At 65.2% G+C, this 24,029-nt stretch carries 22 protein-coding genes; 19 read left to right on the top strand and 3 right to left on the bottom strand.

Translation table 11 applies throughout. The annotated features are described in order from the left end of the window. Positions 1 to 6: 6 nt before the first annotated feature. The 7 genes from ACFPK0_RS13145 (at position 7) to ACFPK0_RS13175 (ending at position 5,212) form a co-directional block, all read left to right on the top strand. The gene (locus ACFPK0_RS13145; RefSeq protein WP_377341350.1) at positions 7 to 870 is read left to right on the top strand and encodes a YicC/YloC family endoribonuclease; all 864 of its coding nucleotides are present in this window, start codon (positions 7 to 9) and stop codon (positions 868 to 870) included. Positions 871 to 986: 116 nt separating this feature from the next. Further along, positions 987 to 1,610, top strand: a complete 624-nt coding sequence (gmk, locus tag ACFPK0_RS13150) for a guanylate kinase (RefSeq protein ID WP_377341492.1) — start codon at positions 987 to 989, stop codon at positions 1,608 to 1,610. A gap of 98 nt (positions 1,611 to 1,708) precedes the next feature. Continuing rightward, on the top strand, positions 1,709 to 2,545 hold the full coding sequence (locus ACFPK0_RS13155; protein ID WP_056084926.1) for an ABC transporter ATP-binding protein: 837 nt from the start codon (positions 1,709 to 1,711) through the stop codon (positions 2,543 to 2,545). After that, complete coding sequence (gene mlaE / locus ACFPK0_RS13160; protein WP_056084929.1) at positions 2,542 to 3,318, top strand: lipid asymmetry maintenance ABC transporter permease subunit MlaE; 777 nt, start codon at positions 2,542 to 2,544, stop codon at positions 3,316 to 3,318. Before ACFPK0_RS13155 ends, mlaE begins: the two co-directional genes overlap by 4 nt. A gap of 34 nt (positions 3,319 to 3,352) precedes the next feature. Then, positions 3,353 to 4,195, top strand: a complete 843-nt coding sequence (gene mlaD / locus ACFPK0_RS13165; protein WP_377341352.1) for an outer membrane lipid asymmetry maintenance protein MlaD — start codon at positions 3,353 to 3,355, stop codon at positions 4,193 to 4,195. A 49-nt stretch (positions 4,196 to 4,244) separates the two neighbouring features. Beyond that, positions 4,245 to 4,916, top strand: a complete 672-nt coding sequence (locus tag ACFPK0_RS13170; RefSeq protein ID WP_056607700.1) for an MlaC/ttg2D family ABC transporter substrate-binding protein — start codon at positions 4,245 to 4,247, stop codon at positions 4,914 to 4,916. Further along, complete coding sequence (locus ACFPK0_RS13175; protein WP_377341355.1) at positions 4,913 to 5,212, top strand: STAS domain-containing protein; 300 nt, start codon at positions 4,913 to 4,915, stop codon at positions 5,210 to 5,212. The genes ACFPK0_RS13170 and ACFPK0_RS13175 overlap by 4 nt, the downstream gene beginning before the upstream one ends. Before the next feature lie 70 nt (positions 5,213 to 5,282). On the opposite strand, the gene ACFPK0_RS13180 is transcribed toward ACFPK0_RS13175, so the two are convergent. Next, positions 5,283 to 6,110 carry an MlaA family lipoprotein gene (locus ACFPK0_RS13180; RefSeq protein WP_056084940.1) on the bottom strand — a complete coding sequence of 276 codons (828 nt, stop codon included), beginning with the start codon at positions 6,108 to 6,110 and terminating at the stop codon, positions 5,283 to 5,285. 205 nt (positions 6,111 to 6,315) lie between these two features. Here ACFPK0_RS13180 and rpoZ point away from each other — a divergent pair, with 205 nt between their 5' ends. The 7 genes from rpoZ (at position 6,316) to ACFPK0_RS13215 (ending at position 14,853) form a co-directional block, all read left to right on the top strand. After that, positions 6,316 to 6,606, top strand: a complete 291-nt coding sequence (gene rpoZ, locus ACFPK0_RS13185) for a DNA-directed RNA polymerase subunit omega (protein ID WP_007081172.1) — start codon at positions 6,316 to 6,318, stop codon at positions 6,604 to 6,606. Positions 6,607 to 6,741: 135 nt separating this feature from the next. Beyond that, a complete protein-coding gene (locus ACFPK0_RS13190; RefSeq protein ID WP_056084943.1) occupies positions 6,742 to 8,910 on the top strand; it encodes a RelA/SpoT family protein in 2,169 nt (722 codons plus the stop codon). 217 nt (positions 8,911 to 9,127) lie between these two features. Further along, entirely contained in the window at positions 9,128 to 9,511 is a 384-nt protein-coding gene (locus ACFPK0_RS13195; protein ID WP_056084945.1) for a RidA family protein, read from the top strand. A gap of 80 nt (positions 9,512 to 9,591) precedes the next feature. After that, positions 9,592 to 11,730 carry an ATP-dependent DNA helicase RecG gene (gene recG, locus ACFPK0_RS13200; protein WP_377341358.1) on the top strand — a complete coding sequence of 713 codons (2,139 nt, stop codon included), beginning with the start codon at positions 9,592 to 9,594 and terminating at the stop codon, positions 11,728 to 11,730. A 285-nt stretch (positions 11,731 to 12,015) separates the two neighbouring features. Beyond that, a complete protein-coding gene (locus tag ACFPK0_RS13205; RefSeq protein WP_377341360.1) occupies positions 12,016 to 12,954 on the top strand; it encodes a nucleoside hydrolase in 939 nt (312 codons plus the stop codon). A gap of 88 nt (positions 12,955 to 13,042) precedes the next feature. After that, positions 13,043 to 13,297, top strand: coding sequence for a type B 50S ribosomal protein L31 (locus ACFPK0_RS13210; protein WP_007081159.1), 255 nt, complete (start codon positions 13,043 to 13,045; stop codon positions 13,295 to 13,297). A gap of 260 nt (positions 13,298 to 13,557) precedes the next feature. Then, the gene (locus ACFPK0_RS13215; protein WP_056085183.1) at positions 13,558 to 14,853 is read left to right on the top strand and encodes a citrate synthase; all 1,296 of its coding nucleotides are present in this window, start codon (positions 13,558 to 13,560) and stop codon (positions 14,851 to 14,853) included. Between the two features lie 75 nt (positions 14,854 to 14,928). Here the strand turns inward: ACFPK0_RS13215 and ACFPK0_RS13220 are convergent, their stop codons facing one another. Continuing rightward, positions 14,929 to 15,609, bottom strand: a complete 681-nt coding sequence (locus ACFPK0_RS13220) for a hypothetical protein (protein ID WP_377341363.1) — start codon at positions 15,607 to 15,609, stop codon at positions 14,929 to 14,931. Between the two features lie 198 nt (positions 15,610 to 15,807). After that, positions 15,808 to 18,336 (bottom strand): penicillin-binding protein 1A, encoded by a 2,529-nt coding sequence (locus ACFPK0_RS13225; protein ID WP_377341365.1) that lies wholly within the window; start codon positions 18,334 to 18,336, stop codon positions 15,808 to 15,810. A gap of 279 nt (positions 18,337 to 18,615) precedes the next feature. On the opposite strand from ACFPK0_RS13225, the gene ACFPK0_RS13230 reads away from it, so the two are divergent. The 5 genes from ACFPK0_RS13230 to pilQ are packed head-to-tail and all read left to right on the top strand — an operon-like array spanning position 18,616 to position 23,822. Then, entirely contained in the window at positions 18,616 to 19,680 is a 1,065-nt protein-coding gene (locus ACFPK0_RS13230) for a pilus assembly protein PilM (RefSeq protein WP_056084959.1), read from the top strand. After that, positions 19,680 to 20,318: a PilN domain-containing protein gene (locus ACFPK0_RS13235; RefSeq protein ID WP_056084964.1), complete on the top strand. Its 639-nt coding sequence runs from the start codon at positions 19,680 to 19,682 to the stop codon at positions 20,316 to 20,318. Before ACFPK0_RS13230 ends, ACFPK0_RS13235 begins: the two co-directional genes overlap by 1 nt. Continuing rightward, entirely contained in the window at positions 20,318 to 20,980 is a 663-nt protein-coding gene (locus tag ACFPK0_RS13240; protein WP_056084967.1) for a type IV pilus inner membrane component PilO, read from the top strand. The genes ACFPK0_RS13235 and ACFPK0_RS13240 overlap by 1 nt, the downstream gene beginning before the upstream one ends. Further along, the gene (locus tag ACFPK0_RS13245; RefSeq protein WP_007081151.1) at positions 20,977 to 21,525 is read left to right on the top strand and encodes a pilus assembly protein PilP; all 549 of its coding nucleotides are present in this window, start codon (positions 20,977 to 20,979) and stop codon (positions 21,523 to 21,525) included. Before ACFPK0_RS13240 ends, ACFPK0_RS13245 begins: the two co-directional genes overlap by 4 nt. Before the next feature lie 56 nt (positions 21,526 to 21,581). Next, complete coding sequence (gene pilQ / locus ACFPK0_RS13250; protein WP_056084969.1) at positions 21,582 to 23,822, top strand: type IV pilus secretin PilQ; 2,241 nt, start codon at positions 21,582 to 21,584, stop codon at positions 23,820 to 23,822. The last annotated feature ends 207 nt before the right edge of the window (positions 23,823 to 24,029 follow it).

The following is a 24,029-nucleotide window of genomic DNA, read 5'->3' on the forward strand; positions in this document are numbered from 1 at the left end:
CACCGAATGATCCGCAGCATGACGGCCTACGCCAGTGCCGAAACCACCGGCCCCGCGGGCACGCTCAGCTGTGAGCTGCGCACGGTCAATCACCGTTACCTGGAATTGAGCCCGCGCCTGCCGGACGACTTGCGCAGCTTCGAGTCGCAACTGCGCGAGCGGGTGGCGGCGAAGCTGTCGCGCGGCAAGCTGGATCTCACCGTGCGCCGCACCGGCAGCGATGCGCGCAGCGAGTCGCTGCAGATCAACAATGCACTGCTGACCCGGCTGTCCGAACTGAACCTGGACATGGCCGCGCTGTTCCCCGGTTTGCAGGTGCAGTTCACCGAGCTGCTGCGCTTCCCCGGTGTGATGCAGCAGGCCGAGAACGATCCCGAGGCGCAGCAGGCGGCGCTGTTCGACGTGCTCGACCGCGCGCTGGATGCGCTCACCGCCACCCGCGAGCGCGAGGGCGCGAAGCTGGGCGAGATCCTCGGCGAAAAGCTCGATGCGATCGAACGGGTGGTGGCCGACGTGCGCGGCTGGATGCCGCAGATTCGCGCCGGGTTGCGCACCCGTCTGGAAACGCGGCTGGCCGACCTGAAGCAACCGATCGAGCCGGGCCGGCTGGAACAGGAGCTGGTGCTGCAGATCACCCGCATCGATGTGGACGAGGAACTGGACCGGCTCAGCACGCATATCGGCGAGACGCGCCGCGTGCTGGGCTTGAAAGAGCCGGTCGGGCGCCGACTGGATTTCCTGATGCAGGAGTTCAACCGCGAGGCGAATACGCTGGGTTCGAAGTCGGTCGATGCGCGCAGCACCAATGCGGCGGTGGAGCTGAAGGTGCTGATCGAGCAGATGCGCGAGCAGGTGCAGAACATTGAATGAGCAAGGCATGCCGGTTTCTGCCATGCAGGCGCGGTTGATGGTTCGCCGCGAGCACCGTGCCCTCTCCCCAACCCTCTCCCCGTGCGGGAGAGGGAGCGAACGTGCTGCGCATCGTTATGAATATTGAAGCGGGCACCCTGTTCGTCGTTGCGGCGCCTTCGGGTGCGGGCAAGTCCAGCCTGGTCAATGCGCTGCTGGAGCGTGAGCCGACGATTTCGTTGTCGATCTCGCACACCACGCGGCCGCCGCGCGTCGGCGAGTTGTACGGTCGGCACTATTACTTTGTCGAGCGAGACGCGTTCGAGAAGCAGGTCGCCGAAGGCATTTTCCTTGAGCACGCCGAAGTGCACGGCAACCTCTACGGCACGTCGGGCACCACGGTGCAGGCGCTGCTGGCACAGGGGCGCGATGTGTTGCTGGAAATCGACTGGCAGGGCGCACAGCAGATCCGTCGCAGCAAACCCGATTGCGTCAGCGTGTTCATCCTGCCGCCGTCGCGGGCGGAACTTGAGCGGCGCCTGCGCGGTCGTGGTTCGGACAGTGCTGCGGTGATCGAGCGGCGGCTGCGCAATTCGCGCGAGGAAATCGGCCATGCACACGAGTTCGATTTCATCCTGATCAACGATGTCTTCAATGACGCCCTGGACGACCTGCAGGCCATCGTGCGTGCGGTGCGCCAGCGCAGTGCGTTGCAGTGGCGCCGCCACGAAAGGCTGATTGCGGAGTTGCTTGCTTCGTAGCCGTTCGCTGCTGGGGGCCGCAGGATCCACGGGCGCCGCTTGCATGGCGTTGTGGATGTGCTTCCATTACCTTGTTTCCTTTTCCGGCCGATGCATCCATGACCCAACCTGTTCGCCCGCCAGCTGACGACGGCACCCTGGTCAGGATCCGCGGGCTGACCACGGTACTCAACGGCAAGACCATCTTCGACGCGCTGGACATGGATATCCCGCGCGGCAAGGTCACCGCGATCATGGGCCCCAGCGGCACCGGCAAGACCACCTTGCTCAAGCACATCACCGGGCAGATGCACGCCGACGCCGGCAGCATCCATGTCGATGGCCGCAACGTGGCGGGCTTGTCGCGCGAAGATCTGTACAAGCTGCGCGAGGGCGTGGGTTACCTGTTCCAGAACTCCGCATTGCTGACCGACTTCGACGTATTCGAGAACGTGGCGTTCCCGCTGCGCCAGCACACGAAATTGCCGGAGGTGCTGATTCGCAATCTGGTGTTGATGAAACTGCAGGCGGTGGGCTTGCGTGGCGCGGCGCGACTGATGCCGAACGAACTTTCCGGCGGCATGGCGCGACGGGTGGCGCTGGCGCGGGCGATCGTGTTCGACCCGCAACTGATCCTGTACGACGAGCCGTTCGTGGGCCTCGATCCGGTGGCGCTGAACCAGGTATTGAAATTGATCCGCACCTTGAACAAGACCCTGGGCATCACCAGCGTGCTGGTGTCACACGAACTGGCCGCGGTGCAGCAGATCGCCGATCACGTGATGCTGCTGTCCAACGGCAAGGTGGTGGCGCAGGGTGACCCGAAGACGATCGCCGACGACGGCTCGCCGTGGACGCGGCAGTTCTTCGGCGGCGAGGCGGACGGGCCGATTCCGTTCCGCTACCCCGCTGGCGACTACGCGACCGAGCTGGGCTTTGCCGGAGCGCCGAAATGAGCGCGCGCGAGCCGGTGCGCAACAACGTGGTGACCCAGTCGCTGGCGCAGATCGGCCTTTGCGGCCTGTTCCTGCTGACCCTGCTGGCGGCGATCCCGCGCAGCTTCCGCTACTTGCGCGAGACCACGCGCCAGCTGTGGTTCGTCGGCGCGATGAGCCTGACCATCATCATGGTCTGCGGCCTGTTCGTGGGCATGGTGTTGATGCTGCAGCTGTACCACGTGCTGTCGATTTTCGGCGGCACTTCGGCCAGCGGCATGGTGGTGGCGCTGTCGGTGTACCGCGAGCTTGGGCCGGTGGTCACCGCGCTGCTGTTCGCCGGCCGCGCCGGTACCGCGATCACCGCCGAGATCGGCCTGATGCGCGCCACCGACCAGATTTCCGCGATGGAGATGATGGCGGTGGACCCGATCGCCTACGTCGCCACGCCGCGCTTCCTGGCCGGGCTGATCGCGATGCCGCTGCTGTGCTGCGTGTTCTGCGCGATGGCGGTGTTCGGCGGCCACCTGGTCGGCGTGACCTGGCTGGGCATCGACAACGGCACGTTCTGGTCGAACATGACCGCGGTGGTCGACGTGCGCACCGACATCGTCAACGGCGTGCTGCTGAAAAGCCTGGCTTTCGGCGCGGTGGTGTCGTTGATCGCGGTGTTCCAGGGCTTCACCACGCCGCCGACCAGCGAGGGCGTGGCGTATGCCACCACGCGCACCGTGGTCGCTTCGTCCATCGCGATCCTGGCGCTGGATTTCGTGCTTACCGCCTTCCTGATGTGACTGCCATGACTTATCGTTTTCCGAGGATTCTGCCGTGAGCCAACCGAGAAGTTCCTATGCCGTCGGCACCGGCCTGTTCATCGTGCTCGGCTTTGCGGCGCTGGCCTACCTGGCCACGCAGACCAGCTCGGTGGCCAACGTCCGCCAGGGCGACAGCTACACGCTGCAGACGCAGTTCACCAACATCGGCCAGCTGAAAGAGCGCGCCCCGGTGAAGATCGCCGGCGTGCGGGTGGGCCAGGTGCAGTCGATCACCCTGAAGCCCGACCACGACGTGGCCGACGTGACGCTTTCGATCGACAAGCACTACGACCACATCCCGCAGGATTCGGTGGCCACCATCTTCACCAGCGGCCTGCTCGGCGACCAGTACGTGGGCATTGAATACGGCAGCGCCAAGCAGATCGTGGCCGACGGCGGCTCGCTGGCACGGACCAAGTCCACCCAGCCGCTGGAAGAGATGCTGGGCAAGTTCTTCGGCGCCGGCGGCGTCGTCGACAACGTGGGCGGCAGCTATACGGTGAAGGCGAACTTCACCAATGTCGGCACGCTGTCCGCCGGTGCGCCGGTGAAGATGGCCGGCGTGGTGATCGGCAGCGTGCAATCGGTGAACGCCGACCCGGTGCAGTTGAACGCCCGCGTGGTGTTGGCGATCGACAAGCGCTACGACGCGATTCCGGACGATTCGGCCGCCGCGGTATTCACCAGCGGTTTGATCGGTACCCAGTATGTTGCGATCCAGCCCGGCGGCTCGCCCGACACGCTCAAGGATGGGGATGAAATGATCCTGACCCAGTCCGCGATGCAACTGGAGGACCTGATCGGGAAGTTCCTCGTGAATGGCTCCAGCGACAAGAAGCCAGCCAGCGAAAAATGATCCCGTCTCCCCGCCTGCCGATCCGGCCGGCCCCCACCAAGGAAACCCCATGTTGCGCAAACTGGCTCTAGCCACTGCCATCACCTTCGGTGTCGTCGTCACCGCGCCGGCCTTTGCCCAGGACGCCCCGGCGGCGGCCGCCACCCAGCAGACCCCGGTGCAGGTCGTGCAGACGATCGCCGATCAGTTGGCCAGCGCCATCGAAGGCCACCGCGACGAGCTGAAGCAGAACCAGGAAAAACTCATCAGCGTCATCGATGAAGTCTTCCTGCCGCACTTCGACCTGGACTACGCATCGATCCTGGTGCTGGGCCGGCACGCGAGGGAAGCGACGCCGCAGCAGCGCGAGCGCTTCGCCAAGGCGTTCTACAACTCGATCACCCATCGCTACGCCGAAGGCCTGCTGAACTACACCCGCGGCCGGGTCAAGGTGCTGCCGTTCAACGGCTCGCTCAACGACAAGCGCACCGTGGTGCGCACGCAGGTGGTGCTGGATGACGGCAAGCTGGTGTCGATCGACTACGCCTTCCGCAAGGGCCGCAGTGGCGACTGGAAAGCGTATGACGTGATCATCGAAGGCATTTCCTACGTCACCAATTACCGAAACCAGGTCGATGCGGAAATCCGCAAGGTCGGCATCAACCAGTTGATCAGCAACCTGGAAAGCCAGGGCGAGAAGGCGCTGGACACGATGGCCAAGGACAACAAGGACGCCTCGTGACCGAGCCGGCTGCGCCAGCGTTTCGAGTCGCCACGACGGAGCCGGGTACGCTGGGCGTGAGCGGTGTGCTGAGCTTCAACACCGCCGCGGCGGCGATGCAGGCCATCAGCGCGGCCTTGGCTGCCGGCAGCTTCGACCGGCTCGACCTGGGCGAGGTGGAGCGCAGTGACAGTGCGGGCCTGGCGTGCGTGCTGGCGGTTGCGGCCTTGCCCGGCAAAACGTTGCGCGTCGTGCGCATGCCGCCGGGCATGCAGGCGCTGGCGACGGTATGCGAGGTGGATCAGTTGATCGCCTGATTGGCGATGCGCAGAGACTGAAACGACAAAGGGGCCGCAAGGCCCCTTTGTCGTTTTGCAGTGGCGCCAGCTACTGCTGCGTGGCCTGCTTCGGGTTCGCTTTTTCCCACTGATGCTGCTGGTCGAGCAATTCCTCGGGATCGAAATTGTCGTCGTCCAGGCCCTGCATCTGCTGGATGACCGCAGCTGGCGGGCTGCCGTCGTAGATCCGGTACAGGCGTTGCTGGCGGTAGGCGTCACGCATGAAAACGTAGGGGTCGTAAGCCGACTTCAGGAAATTTTCCGCGTCGATCGCGCGCGAGCGCAACGTGATCAGGTAGATCGCCTGTGGCAGGTACTGCAGCCCGTTGTAATGGTGGTTGTCGGCGTACAGGCTCAGCGGATCGAAGAAATAGCTGTCCACCGGCATGCGCCACATGTCACGCACCGTCGACGGCCCCAGCAGCGGCAACACCAGGTAATCGCCATCGGGCAAACCCCAGCGCGCCAGCGTCACGCCAAAATCGTTGTCTTCCAGCGGAATGCCGAACTTGCTGGCCGGGTCCAGGAAACCGCCCATGCCCAGGGTCAGGTTGACCAGGAACCGGCCGGTGCTCTGCAGCGCCTGCTTCGGGCGCGCCTGCAACAAGTCGTTGGCCACCGTGATCGGCATGCGGATATTGGTGAAGAAATCGCTCACCGAGCGGCGCACGGGCGGGTTGGTGATCTTGCGGTAGCCCGCGGCGACCGGACGGATCACGGCCTGGTCCACCGCATCGTTGAACTGGTAGGCCTTGCGGTTGTACTTTTCCAGCGGATCGTCGGTACGTGGCTTGGCAATCGTGCAGCCGGCCAGCAACGCCATGGCAATCAGCGTCGCAAACCAGCGCAATCGAGGGGATTGAAGCAGGGAAGGCATGAGGGAGCCTGGGCTCACGGGGTAAGAGAGCGCATAAGTGTACTGCAGAGTCTTGTATTTTGCTCGGTTTTCCGGACGGCGGTGCGCCGGGTCGCGCGCGGCGACAGCGCCCGACAGGATACATGGTGCGCGCATTGCCAGTCACGCCCGTGCTGCCCTACACTGCCCGGTCAGATAAGTCATTTTTTTCTCTAAGGATTTAGCAATGGCACGCATTACCGTGGAAGACTGCCTTGAGGTAGTCGACAACCGATTCGAGCTGGTGTTGATGGCGACCAAGCGCGCCCGTCAGCTGGAAAAGGGCGCCGAACCGGCGGTCAACCCCGGTCACGACAAGCCGACCGTGCTGGCGCTGCGCGAGATCGCCGACCGCCGCATCGACCAGGCCACGATCGACGAAATCGACAAGAGCGAGCGCGAGCGCGCCGAGCGCGAAGCGCTGGAGTGGGCCGCGGCCGAGGTGGACGACGACCTTTCCAAGGGCGGGGAAGACTGATGATCCTCGGTGGCCATCACGCGAACGCAACCTGCCGGACCAGCATCGCTGGTTCGTTGAAGGCTGCGCGCCGCATGGCCACCGACATGGCCTCGCGCCCGTGCGAGGCTGGCGCCTGATCCGGCGCCACAGGCAATGACCGCGCTGGGCGATCGCGACAATGTGGATGTGTCCACGTTGCCGCCTTACGTACTGGCGCTGAAGGAGCGCATTGCCTATCTGCCCGAGGCGCAGGTCGAGCGTGTGCTGCAGGCGTTCCGCATCGGCGCCAAGGCGCACGAGGGCCAATCGCGCAAGAGCGGTGAACCCTACATCACCCATCCAGTGGCCGTAGCCGGCATCCTGGCCGAGCTGGGGCTGGACACCGAAACCATCATCGCGGCGATCCTGCACGACACGCTGGAAGACACCGAGCTAAGCCGCGAGGCGCTGGCCGGCGAATTCGGCGAGGAAGTGGCCGAGCTGGTCGACGGCGTCACCAAGCTCGACAAGATGCGTTTTGGCAGCCGCCAGGAAGCCGATGCGGAAAGCTTCCGCAAAATGCTGCTGGCGATGGCGCGCGACCTGCGCGTGATCCTGATCAAGCTGGCCGACCGCCTGCACAACATGCGCACGCTGGGTGCCAAGGATGCCGCGTCGCGCCGCCGCATCGCCCGCGAAACGCTGGAGATCTATGCCCCGATCGCGCAGCGCCTGGGCATGAACAAGTTCAAGGCCGAACTGCAGGACCTGGGTTTCCGCACGCTCTATCCTGACCGCTACCGTGTGATCCGCGAGCGCATCCGCGCCGCGCTGGGCAACCGCCGCGAAGCGATGGGCAAGATCGAGTCGGCGCTGGCCGCGCGGCTGGCTTCCGATCACCTCACCGTGCGCGTGGTGGGGCGGATCAAGTCGCCGTGGAGCATCTATTCGAAGATGCGCAACGAGCACAAGAGCTTCGCGCAGTTGATGGACGTGTACGGCTTCCGCGTCATCACCGACAGCGTGATGAGCTGCTACATGGCGCTGGGCGTGGTGCACGCGCTGTACAAGCCGGTCGACAGGCGCTTCAAGGATTTCATCGCGATCCCCAAGGCCAACGGCTACCAGTCGCTGCACACCGTGCTGCTGGGGCCGTTCGGTGCGCCGATCGAAGTGCAGTTGCGCACTGCCGAGATGGACTCGTTCGCTGAAAGCGGCGTGGCCGCGCACTGGGCCTACAAGACCGAAAGCAGCCCCGCCAACAGCGCGCAGGCGCGGGCGCGCGAGTGGCTTTCGTCGCTGGCCGACAGCCAGATGAACACCACCTCGTCGTCGGAGTTCATCGAGAACGTCAAGATCGACCTGTTCCCCGACGAGGTCTACCTGTTCACGCCGCGCGGCGACATCCTGTCGCTGCCGCGCAACGCCACCGCGCTGGATTTTGCCTACGCCGTGCACACCGACGTGGGCGACCACGCCGTGGCCGCGCGCGTGGACAAGAAACTGCTGCCGCTGCGCGCGCGGCTGGAATCCGGCCAGCTGGTGGAGATCATCACCGCGCCATCGGCCTTGCCCAACCCGGCCTGGCTGGAGTCGGTGGTCACCGGCAAGGCGCGCACCGCGATCCGCCAGTACCTGAAACACCTGCAGCACGAGGACGCGGTGGATTTCGGCCACCGCATGCTCGACCGTGCGCTCGATGCGCGCGGCAGCAGCCTGGACGACATCACCGCCACCGTGCTCGACCGCTTCCTGGAAACGTCCAAGCTGAAGCGGCTGGAGGAGTTGCTGTCGGATATCGCACTGGGCAACCGCATGCCCGACGTGGTGGCCGGCCAGCTGCTGAAGTTGCGCGGCAAGCGCAAGGGCGAGGCCCTGCCGACGGTACTGCACGCGCACGAGAACATCCGCATCACCGGTGCCGAACGTGGCGTGCTGAGCTTCGCCAATTGCTGCCACCCGCTGCCTGGCGACGACATCATCGGTTACCTCTCTTCTGGCAAGGGCATCGTGGTGCATCGCGAGGAATGCCCCAACGTGGTCGAGTTGCGCAAGTCGCCCGAGCGTTGCGTGGCGATCGAATGGGACCGCGACGTGCAGGGCGATTACCGCGCCGAACTGCGCATCGAGGTGATCAACCGCACCGGCGTGCTGGCCACCATCGCGGCAGCCATCGCGGCAGCCGATTCCAATATCGAGAACGTGGAATACGTCGAGCGCGACGCCGCGGCCGCCACCCTGGTGTTCGCGATCGAGGTGAGGAGCCGCAAGCATCTGGCCGACGTGATCCGTCGCGTACGTCGCACCGGCGTCGTCAGCGGGGCGTACCGCTACCCGCTGTAGGGGCCGGGATTGGGGATTGGGGATTGGGGATTGGGGATTGGGGATTCGCAAAAGCAATTGCCCGCCCGCTGCCGATGTGTGTGGGAGCGACTTCAGTCGCGATGCTTTTGCGCCGGGACTCGAGATTGGGAACGGCGGATTCGCAAAAGCCTCAGCCGCGCCTTTTCGCGCACAGGGTGCGCTCCTACAATGGCCGTTTCACCATCCGAGGCCGCCCATGTCCAGTTCCGTCATCGCCACTACCGAGGCGCCCGCCGCGATCGGCCCGTATTCGCAGGCCGTGCGTGCAGGCAACACCGTGTATTTTTCTGGCCAGATTCCGCTTGATCCGGCCACCGGCGCGCTGGTCGAGGGTGACATCACCGTGCAGACGCGGCGCGTGTTCGACAATCTGGTTGCGGTGGCGAAGGCCGCTGGCGGTTCTCTGTCGCAGATCGTGCGGGTGGGCATCTACGTCACCGACCTGGCGAATTTCGCTGCCGTCAACGCGGTGATGGCCGAGTATTTCCAGCAGCCGTATCCGGCGCGTTCCACCATCGAGGTTTCGGCGTTGCCCAAGGCCGCGCAGGTGGAAGTCGACGCGGTGATGGTGCTGGGCTGATCGCCGGCCAGGGCCTGCGCTGACGCGTGGCACCGGCAGGGCGCCCACGCGCGGCGTGCGGCCTCGGCTAGGCTTGCCAGATGGCTCCCCGTCAACGTCCCGCCCCCGCCGAACCCGGCCTCGCGCCGGTGTCGACCGTGCCCGGAGTCGGCCCCGCGCTGGTGAAGGTGCTGGCGCGGCTGGGGCTGGAGCGGGTGCAGGATCTCTGGTTCCACCTGCCGCTGCGCTATGAAGACAAGACCCGCGTCACCGCGATGGCCGACCTGCGCGCCGGCGAGCGGGCGCAGGTCGAAGGAGTGGTGGAGGCGGTCGAGCGCGGCTTCCGCTATCGACCGCAATTGAAGGTGGCGATCGGCGACGGCAGCGGGCACACCCTGTTGCTGCGGTTTTTCCATTTCAATCGCGCCCAGGCTGAGCAAATGGTGCCGGGCACACGCCTGCTTTGCTATGGCGAGATACGCCACGGCGCCCATGCGCTGGAAATGGTGCATCCGCAATATCGCCGGCTGGACGGCAACGACGCGGTGGCCGTCGACGACGTGCTCAGCCCGATCTATCCCACCACCGAAGGGCTGGGCCAGAAGCGCCTGGCCGGCGTGATCGGCAAGGCGCTGGCGCTGCTGCCGCCGGCATCGCAACTGGAACTGATCCCGCCCGCGTTGTGCGCCGAACATGGCCTCACTTCGCTGCGCGAAGCGCTGCTCTACGTGCATCGACCGCCGCCGGATGCGCCGCTGGCGCAACTCATGCTGGGCCGGCACCCGGCCCAGCAGCGGCTGGCGTTCGAGGAATTGCTGACCCAGCACCTGAGCCTGCGCCGCATGCGCGAGGCGGTGCGCATGCGCCATGCGCCGGCGCTGGTCGTGGACCGCGCGTTGCAACGTCGTTTTCTGGCCACGCTGGCGTTCAAGCTGACGTCGGCGCAGCAACGTGTCAGTGCCGAGGTGGCGCAGGACCTGGCGCAGACCAAGCCCATGCTGCGACTGGTGCAGGGTGACGTCGGCAGCGGCAAGACGGTGGTGGCCGCGCTGGCGGCGCTGGCTGCGGTGGCGTCGGGTCATCAGGTCGCGTTGATGGCACCGACCGAATTGCTGGCCGAACAGCATCTGCACAATTTCCGGCAATGGTTGCAGCCACTGGGCATCGAGGTGGAGTGGCTGGCCGGCAAGGTCACTGGCAAGACGCGGCGGCAGGTGCTGGAGCGCGTGGCGCAGGGCGCCCCGGTGCTGGTCGGCACGCACGCGCTGATGCAGGAGGGCGTGAATTTCTCCCGGCTGGGCCTGGTCATCGTGGATGAGCAGCACCGCTTCGGCGTGCAGCAACGGCTGGCATTGCGCGACAAGGGCATGACCGATACGAACCGTCCCGAGGCTGCGGTGACCGACGGCGCCGAGCAGGTGCCGCACCAGCTCGTGCTCACCGCCACGCCGATACCGCGCACGCTGGCGATGAGCGCCTACGCCGACCTCGACGTTTCATCGATCGACGAACTGCCGCCCGGACGCACGCCGGTACAGACCATCGCGATCTCCAACGCGCGGCGTTTCGACGTGATCGAGCGGGTCCAGGCCGCCTGCGCCGAAGGTCGGCAGGTGTACTGGGTGTGCACCCTGATCGAGGAGTCCGAACAACTGCGCGCGCAGGCGGCGGAAGTGGCGCACGCGGAGCTTTCCGCGGCTATCGGTGAAACCCGCGTCGGGCTGATCCACGGCCGCATGAAGCCGGCGGAAAAACAGCGGGTGATGGATGCGTTCAAGGCCGGCCAGCTCGCCGTGCTGGTCGCCACCACCGTGATCGAAGTGGGCGTGGACGTACCCAACGCCAGCGTCATGGTGATCGAAAACAGCGAGCGCCTGGGCCTGGCGCAGCTGCACCAGTTGCGCGGACGCGTGGGCCGCGGCGCCGTCGCCTCCAACTGCGTGTTGATTTACCAACCGCCGCTGGGGCAGCTGGCGCGCGAGCGCCTGCAGGTGATGCGCGACAGCAACGACGGCTTCCGCATCGCCGAGAAGGATCTGGAGCTGCGTGGCCCCGGCGAAGTGCTGGGCACCCGCCAGACCGGTCAGCTGAGCTTCCGCATCGCCGACCTGGCCCGCGATGCCCACCTGTTGCCCGCCGTCCAGCAAGTGGGTCAGAACATGCTGGCCGATCATCCGCAGCAGGCCAGCCAACTCATCGAACGATGGATCGGCGGTGCGGCGCGTTATGCGCATGCGTGATGGGTAGGGAATGGGGCGGGAAATGGGGAGTTGAGAATGGGAAATTGGAAAGGCGTCGTACCCCATCACCGATCACCCTGAGCGTAGCTGCGCAGCAGCGGAGTCGAAGGGCGACCTGCAGCAAGGCTTCGACTTCGCCGCTTCGCGGCTACGCTCAGCCTGAACGAACCGGGACGGGCGCTGGTTGGCAAATGCAGAGCATCCAGACGACCGTGATGTATCGGAGTCCGCTGCCTGCCACCCAACACGCACCCACTACACTGCACCCCTTACTGCGAGATCCCGATGTCCCGACCGCAACTGCTGATTGATACCGACCCTGGCGTGGACGATGCGCTGGCGATCCTGATGGCGCATGCCGATGCCGATATTGCCGCGCTCAGCATCGCCGCCGGCAATGTCGGCCTGGCGCATACCGTGCGCAATGCCTGCACGCTGGTCGATCTGCTGGGCAGCGCCACGCCGGTGTTTGCCGGTTGCGCCACGCCGCTGGTACGCGCGCCGGCGGAGGACGCCGCGTTCGTGCACGGCCATGACGGTTTCGGTGATATCGGCTTTCCGGTGCCGACGGCGGTCGTGGCCGATGAGCCTGCCGCGCTGGCTCTGCTTCGACTAACCCGCGAGCGACCCGGCGAGCTGACCCTGGTGGCGCTGGCGCCGCTGACCAACCTGGCGTTGGCGCTGCGGCTCGACCCCACGCTGCCGCAGCGGGTCGCGCGGCTGGTGGTGATGGGCGGCGCGGTCACCGGGCACGGCAATACCGGCATGATCCCGGCCGAATTCAATGTCGGTTTCGATCCGGAAGCGGCACACGTCGTGTTCGAGGCGTTTCCGTCGTTCGACCTGGTCGACTGGGAGGCGACCTTGCGCCACGCCTTTGATGAAGAGACATTCGACGCATGGCTGCAGGCCGGCGATCACCGTGCCGATTTCTACGGCCGTATCGCGGGTACCGCACGGGCGTTCAATCGCAAGCACGATCGACGCGGCATCATCGCCGCCGATGCGCTGGCGATGGCGGTGGCGATCGATCCCACGATCGTCACCCGCAGCGAGAAGCGCGCCGTCGCGGTGGAGCTGGATGGCCGGCTCACCCGCGGCGCCACCGTGGTGGATTGGGCGCGCCGGCTCGGCGCGCCGGCCAACGCCAACATCGTGCTGGAGGTCGATCAGGCGCGTTTTGGTGCCATGGTGCGGCGAGCCCTGGGGGCCCCGGAGCGGTAGCGTGCGCGCCGCAACCGGCCTCGGCTTGCGGTGATTGCCATCAGGCGGCTACAATGCCGCTCTTTTCTTCCGCCGCTTTGAGCACGCCATGAAGCCCGATATCCATCCGAACTACACCCCGGTGGTGTTCCAGGATCTGTCGTCCGACTTTGCCTTCCTGACCAAGTCGACCATTTCCAGCAAGGAAACCATCAAGTGGGAGGACGGCAACGAGTATCCGCTCGTCAAAGTGGATATCTCCAGCCACTCGCACCCGTTCTACACCGGCAAGCAGAAGTCGCTGGACGTTGGCGGCCGCGTCGACAAGTTCCGTCGCCGCTACGCGGGCACCGTCAAAGAGTAATGCCGCCGGGGTTGCCGACATGGGCAACTCGTCAGGCCGGGCACGGGGCGAGCATCGACTCGCCCCGTGTTTTTTTGTGCGCGTCGTTCCCCCGTTCGCTTGCGGATGCGCGTGGATCGTTGTGCGATAATGGCGCTTTTCCTGACGCCCCCGCGTCTGCCGCATCGCATGCGTAACCCAGGCGATGCCCACCATTCCCCCGCTGAAAGGCGTCGCTTTGCGGCTCGCCCTCGCGATGAACTTTTGTGAAGGAGGTTTCCGTGTCCACTCCCAAGATCGTCAAACTGCTGGATGAATCGAATCAGCGCAGCAGCGAGCTGCCGCTGATCAGCGGCACCCTGGGGCCGGCTTGCATCGACATCGGCACGCTGTACAAGGACACCGGCCACTTCACCTTCGACCCGGGTTTCGCCAGCACCGCCAGCACCAAGAGCGCGATCACCTATATCGACGGCGACAAGGGCGTGCTGCTGTATCGCGGCTACCCGATCGAACAGTTGGCGGCGAACTCCAGCTTCCTCGAAGTGGCTTACCTGCTGCTCAATGGCGAATTGCCCAACGCGGCCGATTTCGACAAGTTCGAGCACGACGTGTCGCATCACACGATGATGCACGAGTCGCTGAAGAACTTTTTCCAGGGCTTCCACCACGACGCCCATCCGATGGCGATGCTGGCCGCGTCGATAGCGTCGCTGTCGGCGTTCTATCACGACGACCTGAATGTCGATGACCCGGTCGACCGCAAGATGGCGGCGATCCGCCTGATCGCGAAAATGCCCACGATTGCGGCCGCCTGTTACCGCTATTCGATCGGCTGGCCGTTGCGCTATCCGCGCAACAACCTGGAGTACGTCGATCGCTTCCTGCACATGATGTTCGAGGTGCCCAGCGAGCCGTTGCAGATGAGCCCGGTCGCGGCCAAGGCGCTGGACCTGCTGTTCATCCTGCATGCCGATCACGAGCAGAACGCGTCCACCTCGACCGTGCGCCTGGTCGGTTCCACCGGCGCCAATCCGTACGCCTCGATCGCTGCCGGCATCACCGCGTTGTGGGGCCCGGCGCATGGCGGCGCCAACGAGGCGGTGCTCAAGCAGTTGGAGGAAATCGGCACGCCGGACAACGTCGAGTCGGCGATCCTGCGCGCCAAGGACAAGAACGACAGCTTCCGCCTGATGGGCTTCGGCCACCGCGTCTACAAGAACTTCGACCCGCGCGCCAAGATCATTCGCGAGATGTGCCACAAGGTGCTGGCCGAGCTGGGCGTCAAGGACCCGCTGCTGGACGTGGCGCTGAAGCTGGAAGAGGCCGCGCTGAAGGACGATTACTTCGTGGAGCGCAAGCTTTACCCGAACGTGGATTTCTACTCCGGACTGATCTACAAGGCGCTGGGCATCCCCACCGAGATGTTCACCGTGATGTTCGCCATCGCGCGCACCGCCGGCTGGATCGCGCACTGGATCGAACAGCACGAAACCCCGGGATCGCGTATCGGTCGTCCGCGCCAGATCTATACCGGCGCCGACGTGCGCGATTACGTGAGCGTCGACAAGCGCTGAGTAACCGCGCCATCGCATGAGCAAACGCCCCGGCTAGCCGGGGCGTTTGCGTTTGGGGGTGAGAAAGCGTGCGCTTTACCGGCGCTGGCTGGCGTTGGCCAGCATGCGTTCCAGTTGGTCGCTGTCGTCGTCCCCGGACAGCAAGGCTTCCACCGCCGCCAGCGAGGCGCGGCGCATCGGCTTCTCGTCGATGCGGTCCAGCGGCGCCTGGCGCAGCGCGTTGCGCGGCAATACGGTGAGGTCGAACGGCAAGCCGTCGGCGGCGAACAGCAACACCGGGTACTCGGCCTGGTCGGCTCGGGTCACGCGCAACCGCCGGGTCTGGGTTTCGGCCGGGACGCCGTGGTCGTGCAGGAACAGGGCCACCGCGTCGGGATCGTCGCTGAACACGTGCAGGCAAACCGCCGAGTGCTCGTCGGCGGTGCCTTCCAGCACGGCGCCCACCAACCGCGGTTCGAAAACCGCCAGGAACCGCATCGCCTCGACCGCCGCCTCGCGCCGCTGTTGCAAGGACTGCGGCTGGCTGTCCGCGAGAAACAGCCGCTGGCGTTCACGCAGCGCCTCTTCGATTTCCTGGTTGCGCGGCAGCGCCTGGGTTTCCAGGATGCCCAGTCTTTCGGCCGCCTTGGTCTTGGCGCGGTGGAAATCCCGGATGCCGTGCTCGCTCATCAGCCGCGCTGCTTCCTGGGCGACCAGCAGGCGGCTGCGCTGCAGGCGGTCATGCGCATGAATGCGGTGATGCTCGCCTCGGGTCATGCTCAATCTCCGTTGCGTGGTGGACGGCTCCATCCGCTCGTTCGTGCCATTCGTTCGCGCCCGCGTGCGCCGGTGGTGTGCCGTCGCGTTCGCTGGCGAAACTACCCTACCACCGCCGCGTGTCGCGTTGAATCGTCGGTGACGGTGTGCGCCGGGATACATGACCACGGCGCGGCATCGGCTTCGTCCACGGCGCTGTCAGAAGATGTCGTAGGCGCGCTGCTGTTCCTGTTCCTTCTGCTGCTGCGCCTGCGCGCGCAGGCGATCGACATCCTCCACCTTGAAGATTTCGCTGATGCCGTTGGGGTCGTCAGTCGCGGTCGGCAGCCCGTTGTCGCGGTTGATCGTGATCGTCGTGATGCCCGGCGGCATCGGCAGCGCGTTCGATGGCAGGTCCTTGAGCACGCTGCCCATGTAATCCATCCAGATGGGCAGCGCAGCCTTGGCCCCGAACTCGCCCCGGCCCAGCGAATCGTAGTTGTCGAAACCCACCCACACGGCGGTGGAAACGTCGCCGTTGAAGCCCACGAACCAGGCGTCGTGATGATCGTTGGTGGAGCCGGTCTTGCCGGCCAGGTCGTCGCGCTCGAGTGCGCGCGCGGCGGAGCCGGTGCCGCGCAGGATGACGTCCTTCATCAACGAGGTGATGAGGAAATCGTTGCGCGGGTCCAGCACGCGCGGTGCCAGGATCGGCGGGTGGTTGCTGTCGCCGTGCGCATCCGGCGGCAGGATGGCGTCACCTACCGCATCGATGCCGTCCTCGCCGGCGGCGGATGCCGATGCGGCGTGGGCCACATCGTTGGCCGGGGTCGCGGTCATGTTGGCCGGCGGCGGTCCGGCGACGCTGGTATCCAGCAGGCGCTCCTGGCAATCGCGGCACGCGCGCGCCGGGTTGGCCACGTAGATGGCCGTGCCGCTGCGGTCATCGATCTCGCTGATGAAGTACGGCGTCACCAGGTAGCCGCCGTTGGCGAATACCGCGTAGCCGCGCGCCATGCCCATCGGCGATACCGACGCGGTGCCCAGCGCCATCGACAGGTTGGCGGGGATGGCGTCGAGCGCGAAGCCGAAGCGGGTCAGGTATTCGCGCGTGTAGCGCACGCCGATGGCCGCCAGCAGCCGGATCGAGACCAGGTTCTTCGACTGCACCAGTGCCTCGCGCAAGCGCATCGGGCCGGCGAACTTGCCGTCGTCGTTGTTGGGCGTCCACAGGCCGCCGGGACGGGACGGATCGGGCAGGGCCAGCGGGGCGTCGTTGATGATCGACGCCGGCGTGAAGCCATGGTCGAGCGCTGCCGAGTAGAGATACGGCTTGAAGCTGGAGCCTGGCTGGCGCGCGGCCATCACCGCGCGGTTGAACTTGCTGCGCATGAAATTGAAGCCGCCGACCAGCGCCTGGATCGAGCCGTCCTCGGGGCTCACCGACGCCAGTGCGCCTTGCACCGACGGAATCTGCGCCAGTTGCCACGCGCCCTTGTCATCATGTGACAGCCGCACGATGTCGCCGCGCTTGATGACGCTGTCCACCGATGTCGGCGTGGCACCGACCCGGCTGTCGCTCAGATGGGGCCTGGCCCAGCTGACGGCGTCCAGTGACAACTCGACATGTTCGCCGTTGCGCAGGTAGACCGTGGCGCCATGGGCGCCGCTGGCGGTCACCAGGCCCGGTTCCAGGGTGGAGATATCGGTGTAGCCCGCCAATGCCTGCTTGTAATCGGAGGGGCCTGCGTTGGCGGGCAGGTCCTGATGGGCCTCCGCACCGCGCCAGCCGTGGCGATGGTCGTACGCCACCAGGCCGCGGCGCAGCGCGTCCACCGCCGCTTGCTGGCGATCGCTGCGCAGGGTGGTCTTGACCACGTAGCCTTCGGTCAACGCGTCATTGCCCAGGCGGTCAAGCACCTGGCGCCGGACCATTTCGGCGAGGTATGGCGCATCCAGTTCGATCGGCTGCTCGTGCGGCGCGCCGTGGTTCGGCTCGGCCCGCGCCTGCTCGTATTGCTCCTCGGTGATGTAGCCGTGGCGGCGCATTTCACTCAGCACCCAGTTACGTCGCGCCAGCAGGCGCTTGGGGCTGTTGATCGGATTGACCGCCGACGGCAACTGGAAACTCGACGCAATCGCGGCGCATTCGGCCACCGTCAGCTGATCCAGGGTCTTGCCGTAATAGTACGAAGCGGCCGCGGCCACGCCGTACGAGCGGTGGCCGAGAAACATCTTGTTGAGGTACAGATCGAGGATCTGGTCCTTGCTGAGCTCCTGCTCCATCCGCAGCGCGATGAAGATCTCGGTGATCTTGCGCGAATACAGTTTTTCAGGGCTGAGGAAGAAATTGCGGGCGACCTGCTGGGTGATGGTCGACCCGCCCGAGCCCTTGTCGCCGCCCGTCTCGATCACGTGCCAGGCGGCGCGCACGATGCCGTGCCAGTCCACGCCGGGGTGATGGTAGAAATCGGCATCCTCGGCCGAAAGTACGGCGTGCTTCAGCCGGTCCGGCACGTTGCCGATATCCACCGGTATGCGTCGCGTTTCACCGAAGCTGGCAATCAGTTTGCCATCGGCGCTGAGCACGCGCAGCGGCACCTGCATGTGATAGTCCTTGAGCACCTCGACGGAGGGCAACCGCGGCGCGATCAACCAGTACGTCACGCCAACGGCAAGGATGGCCAGCAGAAAACCGGAGAAAGCCAGGACCAGTGCCCAGCGCAACAGACGCTTCAAAATATGCATGGATGCAGTTAGCGAGACTTGAGTCAAAACATGCCAGAGTATAGATGTTGCAGTATTGAAGGCGTTCCGGCGCCGAGCAGGCCGGGGGATACGCAGGATGGCACGGGGGCGCAAAGCTGGAGCGGGGTTGCCGGGGGATCGCTCAACTGTGGCGCCTATCACGAGAATTGCTTGAGAAAGTTCGCGTAGGCCGTTGCCATTACGTAAATTTTTCGATTTAATGCCTTGGCGTACCGACCGGGATTCCGGTCCGGGCGTCAGGGGCAGGGGGGAAACACCGTGGGTCTCTTTACACCCAAGAAGCCGGCATTGATTGGTGTCGACATCAGCTCGACGGCCGTCAAGCTGCTGCAGCTCAGTCAGGCGGGCGGGCGTTTCCGCGTGGAGCACTACGCGGTCGAGCCGTTGCCACCCAATGCGGTGGTCGAGAAGAACATCGTCGAGGTCGAGGCGGTCGGCGACGCCATCCGCCGCGCCATGGCGCGCTCGGGCAGCAAGGTGAAGCACGCGGCAGCGGCGGTAGCGGGGTCGGCGGTCATCACCCGCATCATCCCGATGGCGGCCGAATTGTCCGATGACGACCTGGAAGGGCAGATACAGGTCGAGGCCAACCAGTACATCCCCTACCCGATCGAGGAAGTCAGCCTCGACTTCGAAGTCATCGGTCCGGTTCGCGACAACGCCGACATGAACAACATCCTGCTGGCCGCCTCGCGCACCGAGAACGTCGACATGCGGGTGGCGGCGCTGGATCTGGGCGGGCTTACCGCCAACGTGATCGACGTCGAGGCGTTCGCGATGGAAAACGCGTTCGCCATGGTCGCCGACCAGATGAACGTGGCGCGCGATGCGCTGGTGGCAGTGGTCGATATCGGCGCCACCATGACCACGCTGTCGGTGCTGCGCAACCAGCGCACCATCTATTCGCGCGAGCAGGTCTTCGGCGGCAAGCAGCTGACCGACGAAATCATGCGCCGCTACGGCCTCTCCTACGAAGAGGCCGGCCGCGCCAAGCGCAAGGGCGGCTTGCCCGAGTCGTACGCCAGCGAAGCGCTGGACCCGTTCAAGGAATCATTGGTGCAGCAGGTTAGCCGGCTCATGCAGTTCTTCTTTGCCGGCAGCGAGTACAGCAAGGTCGACCAGGTGATGCTGGCTGGCGGTTGCGCTTCCATCGAGGGGCTGGCGCCGATGCTGCAGGAGCAGTTGGGCGTGCCGTGCGTGGTCGCCAATCCGCTGGCCCGCATGTCGCTGGCGCCGCGGGTGCAATCGCAATCGCAATCGCTGGCCCAGGACGCGCCATCGCTGATGATCGCGGTCGGCCTCGCGCTGAGGAGCTTCGACTGATGGCACACGTCAACCTACTTCCCTGGCGCGTCGAACGTCGCAAGCAGCGCGAGCGCGAGTTCTACATGCAGCTGGGCGCCGCCGCCGTGGCCGCCGTGCTGGTGGTGCTGTTGTGGATGTTCTGGATGGGCCAGCGCATCGACAACCAGAACGAGCGCAACGGCTATCTGCAGACCGAGATCAAGCAGCTGGATGTACGAATCGCCAAGATCAAGGATCTGGAAAAAGTGCGCCAGCGCCTGCTGGCCCGCAAGGAAATCATCGAGCAGCTTCAGGCCGATCGCTCGCAGATGGTGCACCTGTTCGACGAACTGGTGAAAACCATCCCCGCCAGCGTGCGCCTGACCAGCCTCAAACAGGGCGGCCAGTCGATGACGCTCAATGGCGCGGCCCAATCCAATGCCAGCGTCGCCGAGTACATGCGCAACATCGAAGCATCCCCCTGGATGGGGCACGCCGACCTCAGCAAGACCGAAAACAGCCACAACGCCACGCGCATGCCCTACAACTTCGGCCTGACCGTGGCCTTGAACAGGCCAAAGACCGACGAGGTTGTGGCCGGTGACAATGCGCCGGCCGACGCCGCCAGCGCCCCCGCGCCAGCCGACAAGAAAGCGGCGACCGGAGGAACTCACTGATGAAGTTCTTCGACGACATCCGCAATCTCGACCGCAACAATGTTGGCGGCTGGCCATCCTCGGTAAAGATCTTCTTCACCGGCTTGCTGTTCGTGGCCATCGTGTTCATCGGCTGGTACGTGTCCGTCAGCAACCAGCAGGACGAACTGGCCACGCTGGCCACCAAGGAAGTCCAGCTCAAGAAGGACTTCGCTTCCAAGCAGGCCAAGGCGGTCAATCTCGAAGCGTTGCAGACGCAGCTCGACGAGATGCAGGACATGCTGCGGCAGCTGCTGCGCCAGTTGCCCAGCAAGACCGAGATGCCCGAGCTGCTGGTCGACATTTCGCAAACCGCGCTGTCGACCGGCCTGCAGACCGAGTTGTTCCAGCCGGGCAATGAAACCAAGAAGGACTTCTACGCCGAGAAGCCCATCACCTTGCGCATGAGTGGTACCTACCACCAGTTCGGTGCCTTCATCAGCGGTGTGGCTTCGCTGCCGCGGGTGGTCATCCTCACCCTGCACGATGTGTCGCTTACGCCCAAGAGCCCGTCCAAGGCCGGCGGTGCCTCCGATGGCCAGTTGGTGTTGCAGGGGACGGTAAAGACCTATCGTTATCTTGACGATGACGAAAGCGCCGAGGCCAAGTCGACGCACAAGAAGAAGGCCGGGGGGCGGAAATGACCAAGTTTGCTGCCATCAAGCCGGGCCGGGCCGCAGGGGTGTTGCTGATGCTGGCCGCTGCGCTGGTGCTGAGCGGATGCACCCGCGGCATGTCCGACCTGCGCGACTGGGTCGCCCAGGAAAAGGCGCGCAAGGGTCAGCCGATCCAGCCGTTGCCGGTGATCAAGACGTTCGAGACGTTCAAGTACAACGACCAGGATCGGCGCGACCCGTTCAGTCCCAGCGCCACCGAAATGGAAAGCAACGGTGCCACCGCCAGCAGTGGTCCGCGGCCGGATGCCGACCGTGCGAAGGAGCCTCTGGAAGCGTTCGCTCTGGATAGCCTGAAGATGGTCGGCACGATCGGTACCGGGCCAGGCGCCATCGCACTGGTGAAGGACCCGAGCCGGGTGATCCATCAGGTGCACCGCAACGAGTACATGGGCCAGAACTACGGACGCGTGACCGCCATCAGCGAGGACCACATCGAGCTGGTCGAGCTGATTTCGAATGGCAATGGTGGCTGGATGGAACGTCCTGCCAGCATCGCGCTCGGCGAGCAATAGGAATACAGGGGCTGATGCCAATGACCAACGAAATCCAATCCGTCCGGGGCCGTGTAATGCGCCATGCCACTCGCTACCTGCTGACCGGCCTACTGCTAGCCGGCACAACCTGGGCCAGCACGGCCATGGCGGCCAGCAACACGTTGAAAGACATCAGCTACGACACCTTGCCGGGCGGTGCGGTTGAGCTTCACCTCAACTTTGCCAATGGCGCCGTGCCGCAGCCGAAGTTCTTCACCACCGATACGCCACCGCGCATCGCCGTGGATTTTGCCGATACCGACAACGCGGCGCAGCGGCATCTCGCCATCGGCAAGGGCTCCACTTCGGGCGTCACCGCCGTGTCGGCCGGTGGCCGCACGCGGGTGGTGGTCGAGTTGATGCAGGCATCCACCTATCGGTCAAGCGTCAAGGGCAACAGCCTGCTGTTGACGATCAACAACGGTACCGCCGACCAGTCCATCACCACCGCAGCCACCATCGACCCGTCAAAGGCGTTGCCATCGTCGATGAACGGCCCGGCCATCAGCAACATCGATTTCCGCCGCGGCCCCGACGGTGAGGGCAAGGTGCTGATCACCTTCAGCGGCAGCGGCGCCAATGCCGAAATGGTGCACAAGGGCGACAAGGTGCTGGTCGACATCGACCACGCCACCTTGCCCCCCAACCTGGCCCAGCGGCTGGATACGCTGGACTTCGCCACGCCGGTGCAGTCCATCGTCACCCGCGGCGGCAAGGTGGGCGGCGTCCATATGGAGATCTCGGTCAAGGGTGAAGTGGAGACGTCGTCCTACCAGAGCGGCAACCAGTTCGTCGTCCAGGTCGCTCCGCACCGCGCCGAAACCAAGCCCGATGCCTTGACCAAGGCCGGTGCGCCGCCGGTGTACAACGGCAAGCGCGTGACCTTCAATTTCCAGGACATCCCGGTGCGTTCGGCGCTGCAGTTGATCGCCGATATCTCGGGCCTCAACCTGGTCGCGTCCGACAGCGTGGGCGGCAGCGTCACGCTGCGGCTGGTCAACGTTCCCTGGGATCAGGCGCTGGACGTGATCCTGCGGGCCAAGAGCCTGGACAAGCGCCGTGACGGCAACGTGGTGTGGATCGCCCCGCAGCAGGAACTGGCCAAGTACGAGGACGACGTCGCCCAGGCGCGCCTGAAGGCGCAGGACAACGCCGAACTGATCACCACCTACATCCCGATCAGCTATGGCAAGGCGGCCGATATCGCCAAGTTGCTGACCACCGGCAGCATGCAGGGCGGCGGTGGCTCCAGTACCGGTGCAGGCGCTTCCCGCGGTTTTCTGTCACGCCGCGGCAGCGTGTCGTACGACGAACGCACCAACACCTTGCTGCTCAATGACACCCCCGAAAAGATCGAGCAGTTGCACCTGCTGATCGCGAAACTGGATCGTCCGGTGCAGCAGGTGCTGATCGAGTCCCGCATCGTGGTGGCCAACGACGACTTCACCCGCGAACTGGGTGCCAAGTGGGGCGTGTCCGGTGTGCAGTCCAACAGCAACAACCTGATCACCCTCGCTGGCAGGGGGGCCGATGCACAGAAGTACGGCGTCGATGTCCACAACCGCAACGTCAACTACAACAACGCGGTCACCGATTGGCTGGCCAACGGCGGGACCGGTGCCCCGCCGCATCCGGGTGCGGTCACGCTGCCTACCGGCGGCCTGAACGTGAACCTGCCCGCCGGTGGCGCGACCAGCGGCTTCGGTCTGGCCATCCTGGGCGCCAACTACGCCCTCGACCTCGAGCTGTCGGCGGCACAGACGGAAGGCCGCAGCGAAGTCATCTCCAGCCCGCGCGTGATCACCGCCAACCAGCAGGAAGCCGTAATCCGCCAGGGTCAGGAAGTGGGCTACGTGACCTTCCAGAACAGCGGCGGCGCCGGGGCCGGCTCGGGTAGCGGCACCGCCACGGTGCAGTTCAAGGATGCGGTGCTGGAGTTGAAGGTGACGCCGACGATCACCGCCGACAACCGCGTCTACCTGATGATCAACGTGAAGAAGGACGCCATCGCCGGTTACGTGCCGGTGCCGGGTGGCGGCCAGATCCCGACCATCGACACCCGCGAGATCAACACCTCGGTGCTGGTGGACAACGGGCAGACCGTGGTGTTGGGTGGCATCTACGAGATCAACAAGGCCAACTCCACGTCCAAGGTGCCGGGCCTGGGTGACATTCCCGGTCTTGGTGTGCTGTTCCGCAAGACCTCGCGCAACGAGAGCAAGGCCGAGTTGCTGATCTTCGTGACACCGCGCATTCTCAGCGAGACCTTGCAGTAAAGCGGGCTTGCCCACGCAAGAAAAAGGCGGCTTCGGCCGCCTTTTTCTTGCCGGTTGTCCGTGTCGATTAAACTTCCGGCCATCATCGTGGTCAGTTGCACGCCTGCGCCTGCCGGCGTTGCATCCCCGCCGCGTACCGAACCCATCGGCAAAGGCAGCGCCGTTCGCGTCTCTTGAACGGCAACGCGGTTCAATCGTGCAGGTGCG

This window comes from Rhodanobacter ginsenosidimutans (assembly GCF_042655685.1).
GTDB classification, from domain to species: Bacteria; Pseudomonadota; Gammaproteobacteria; order Xanthomonadales; family Rhodanobacteraceae; genus Rhodanobacter; species Rhodanobacter ginsenosidimutans.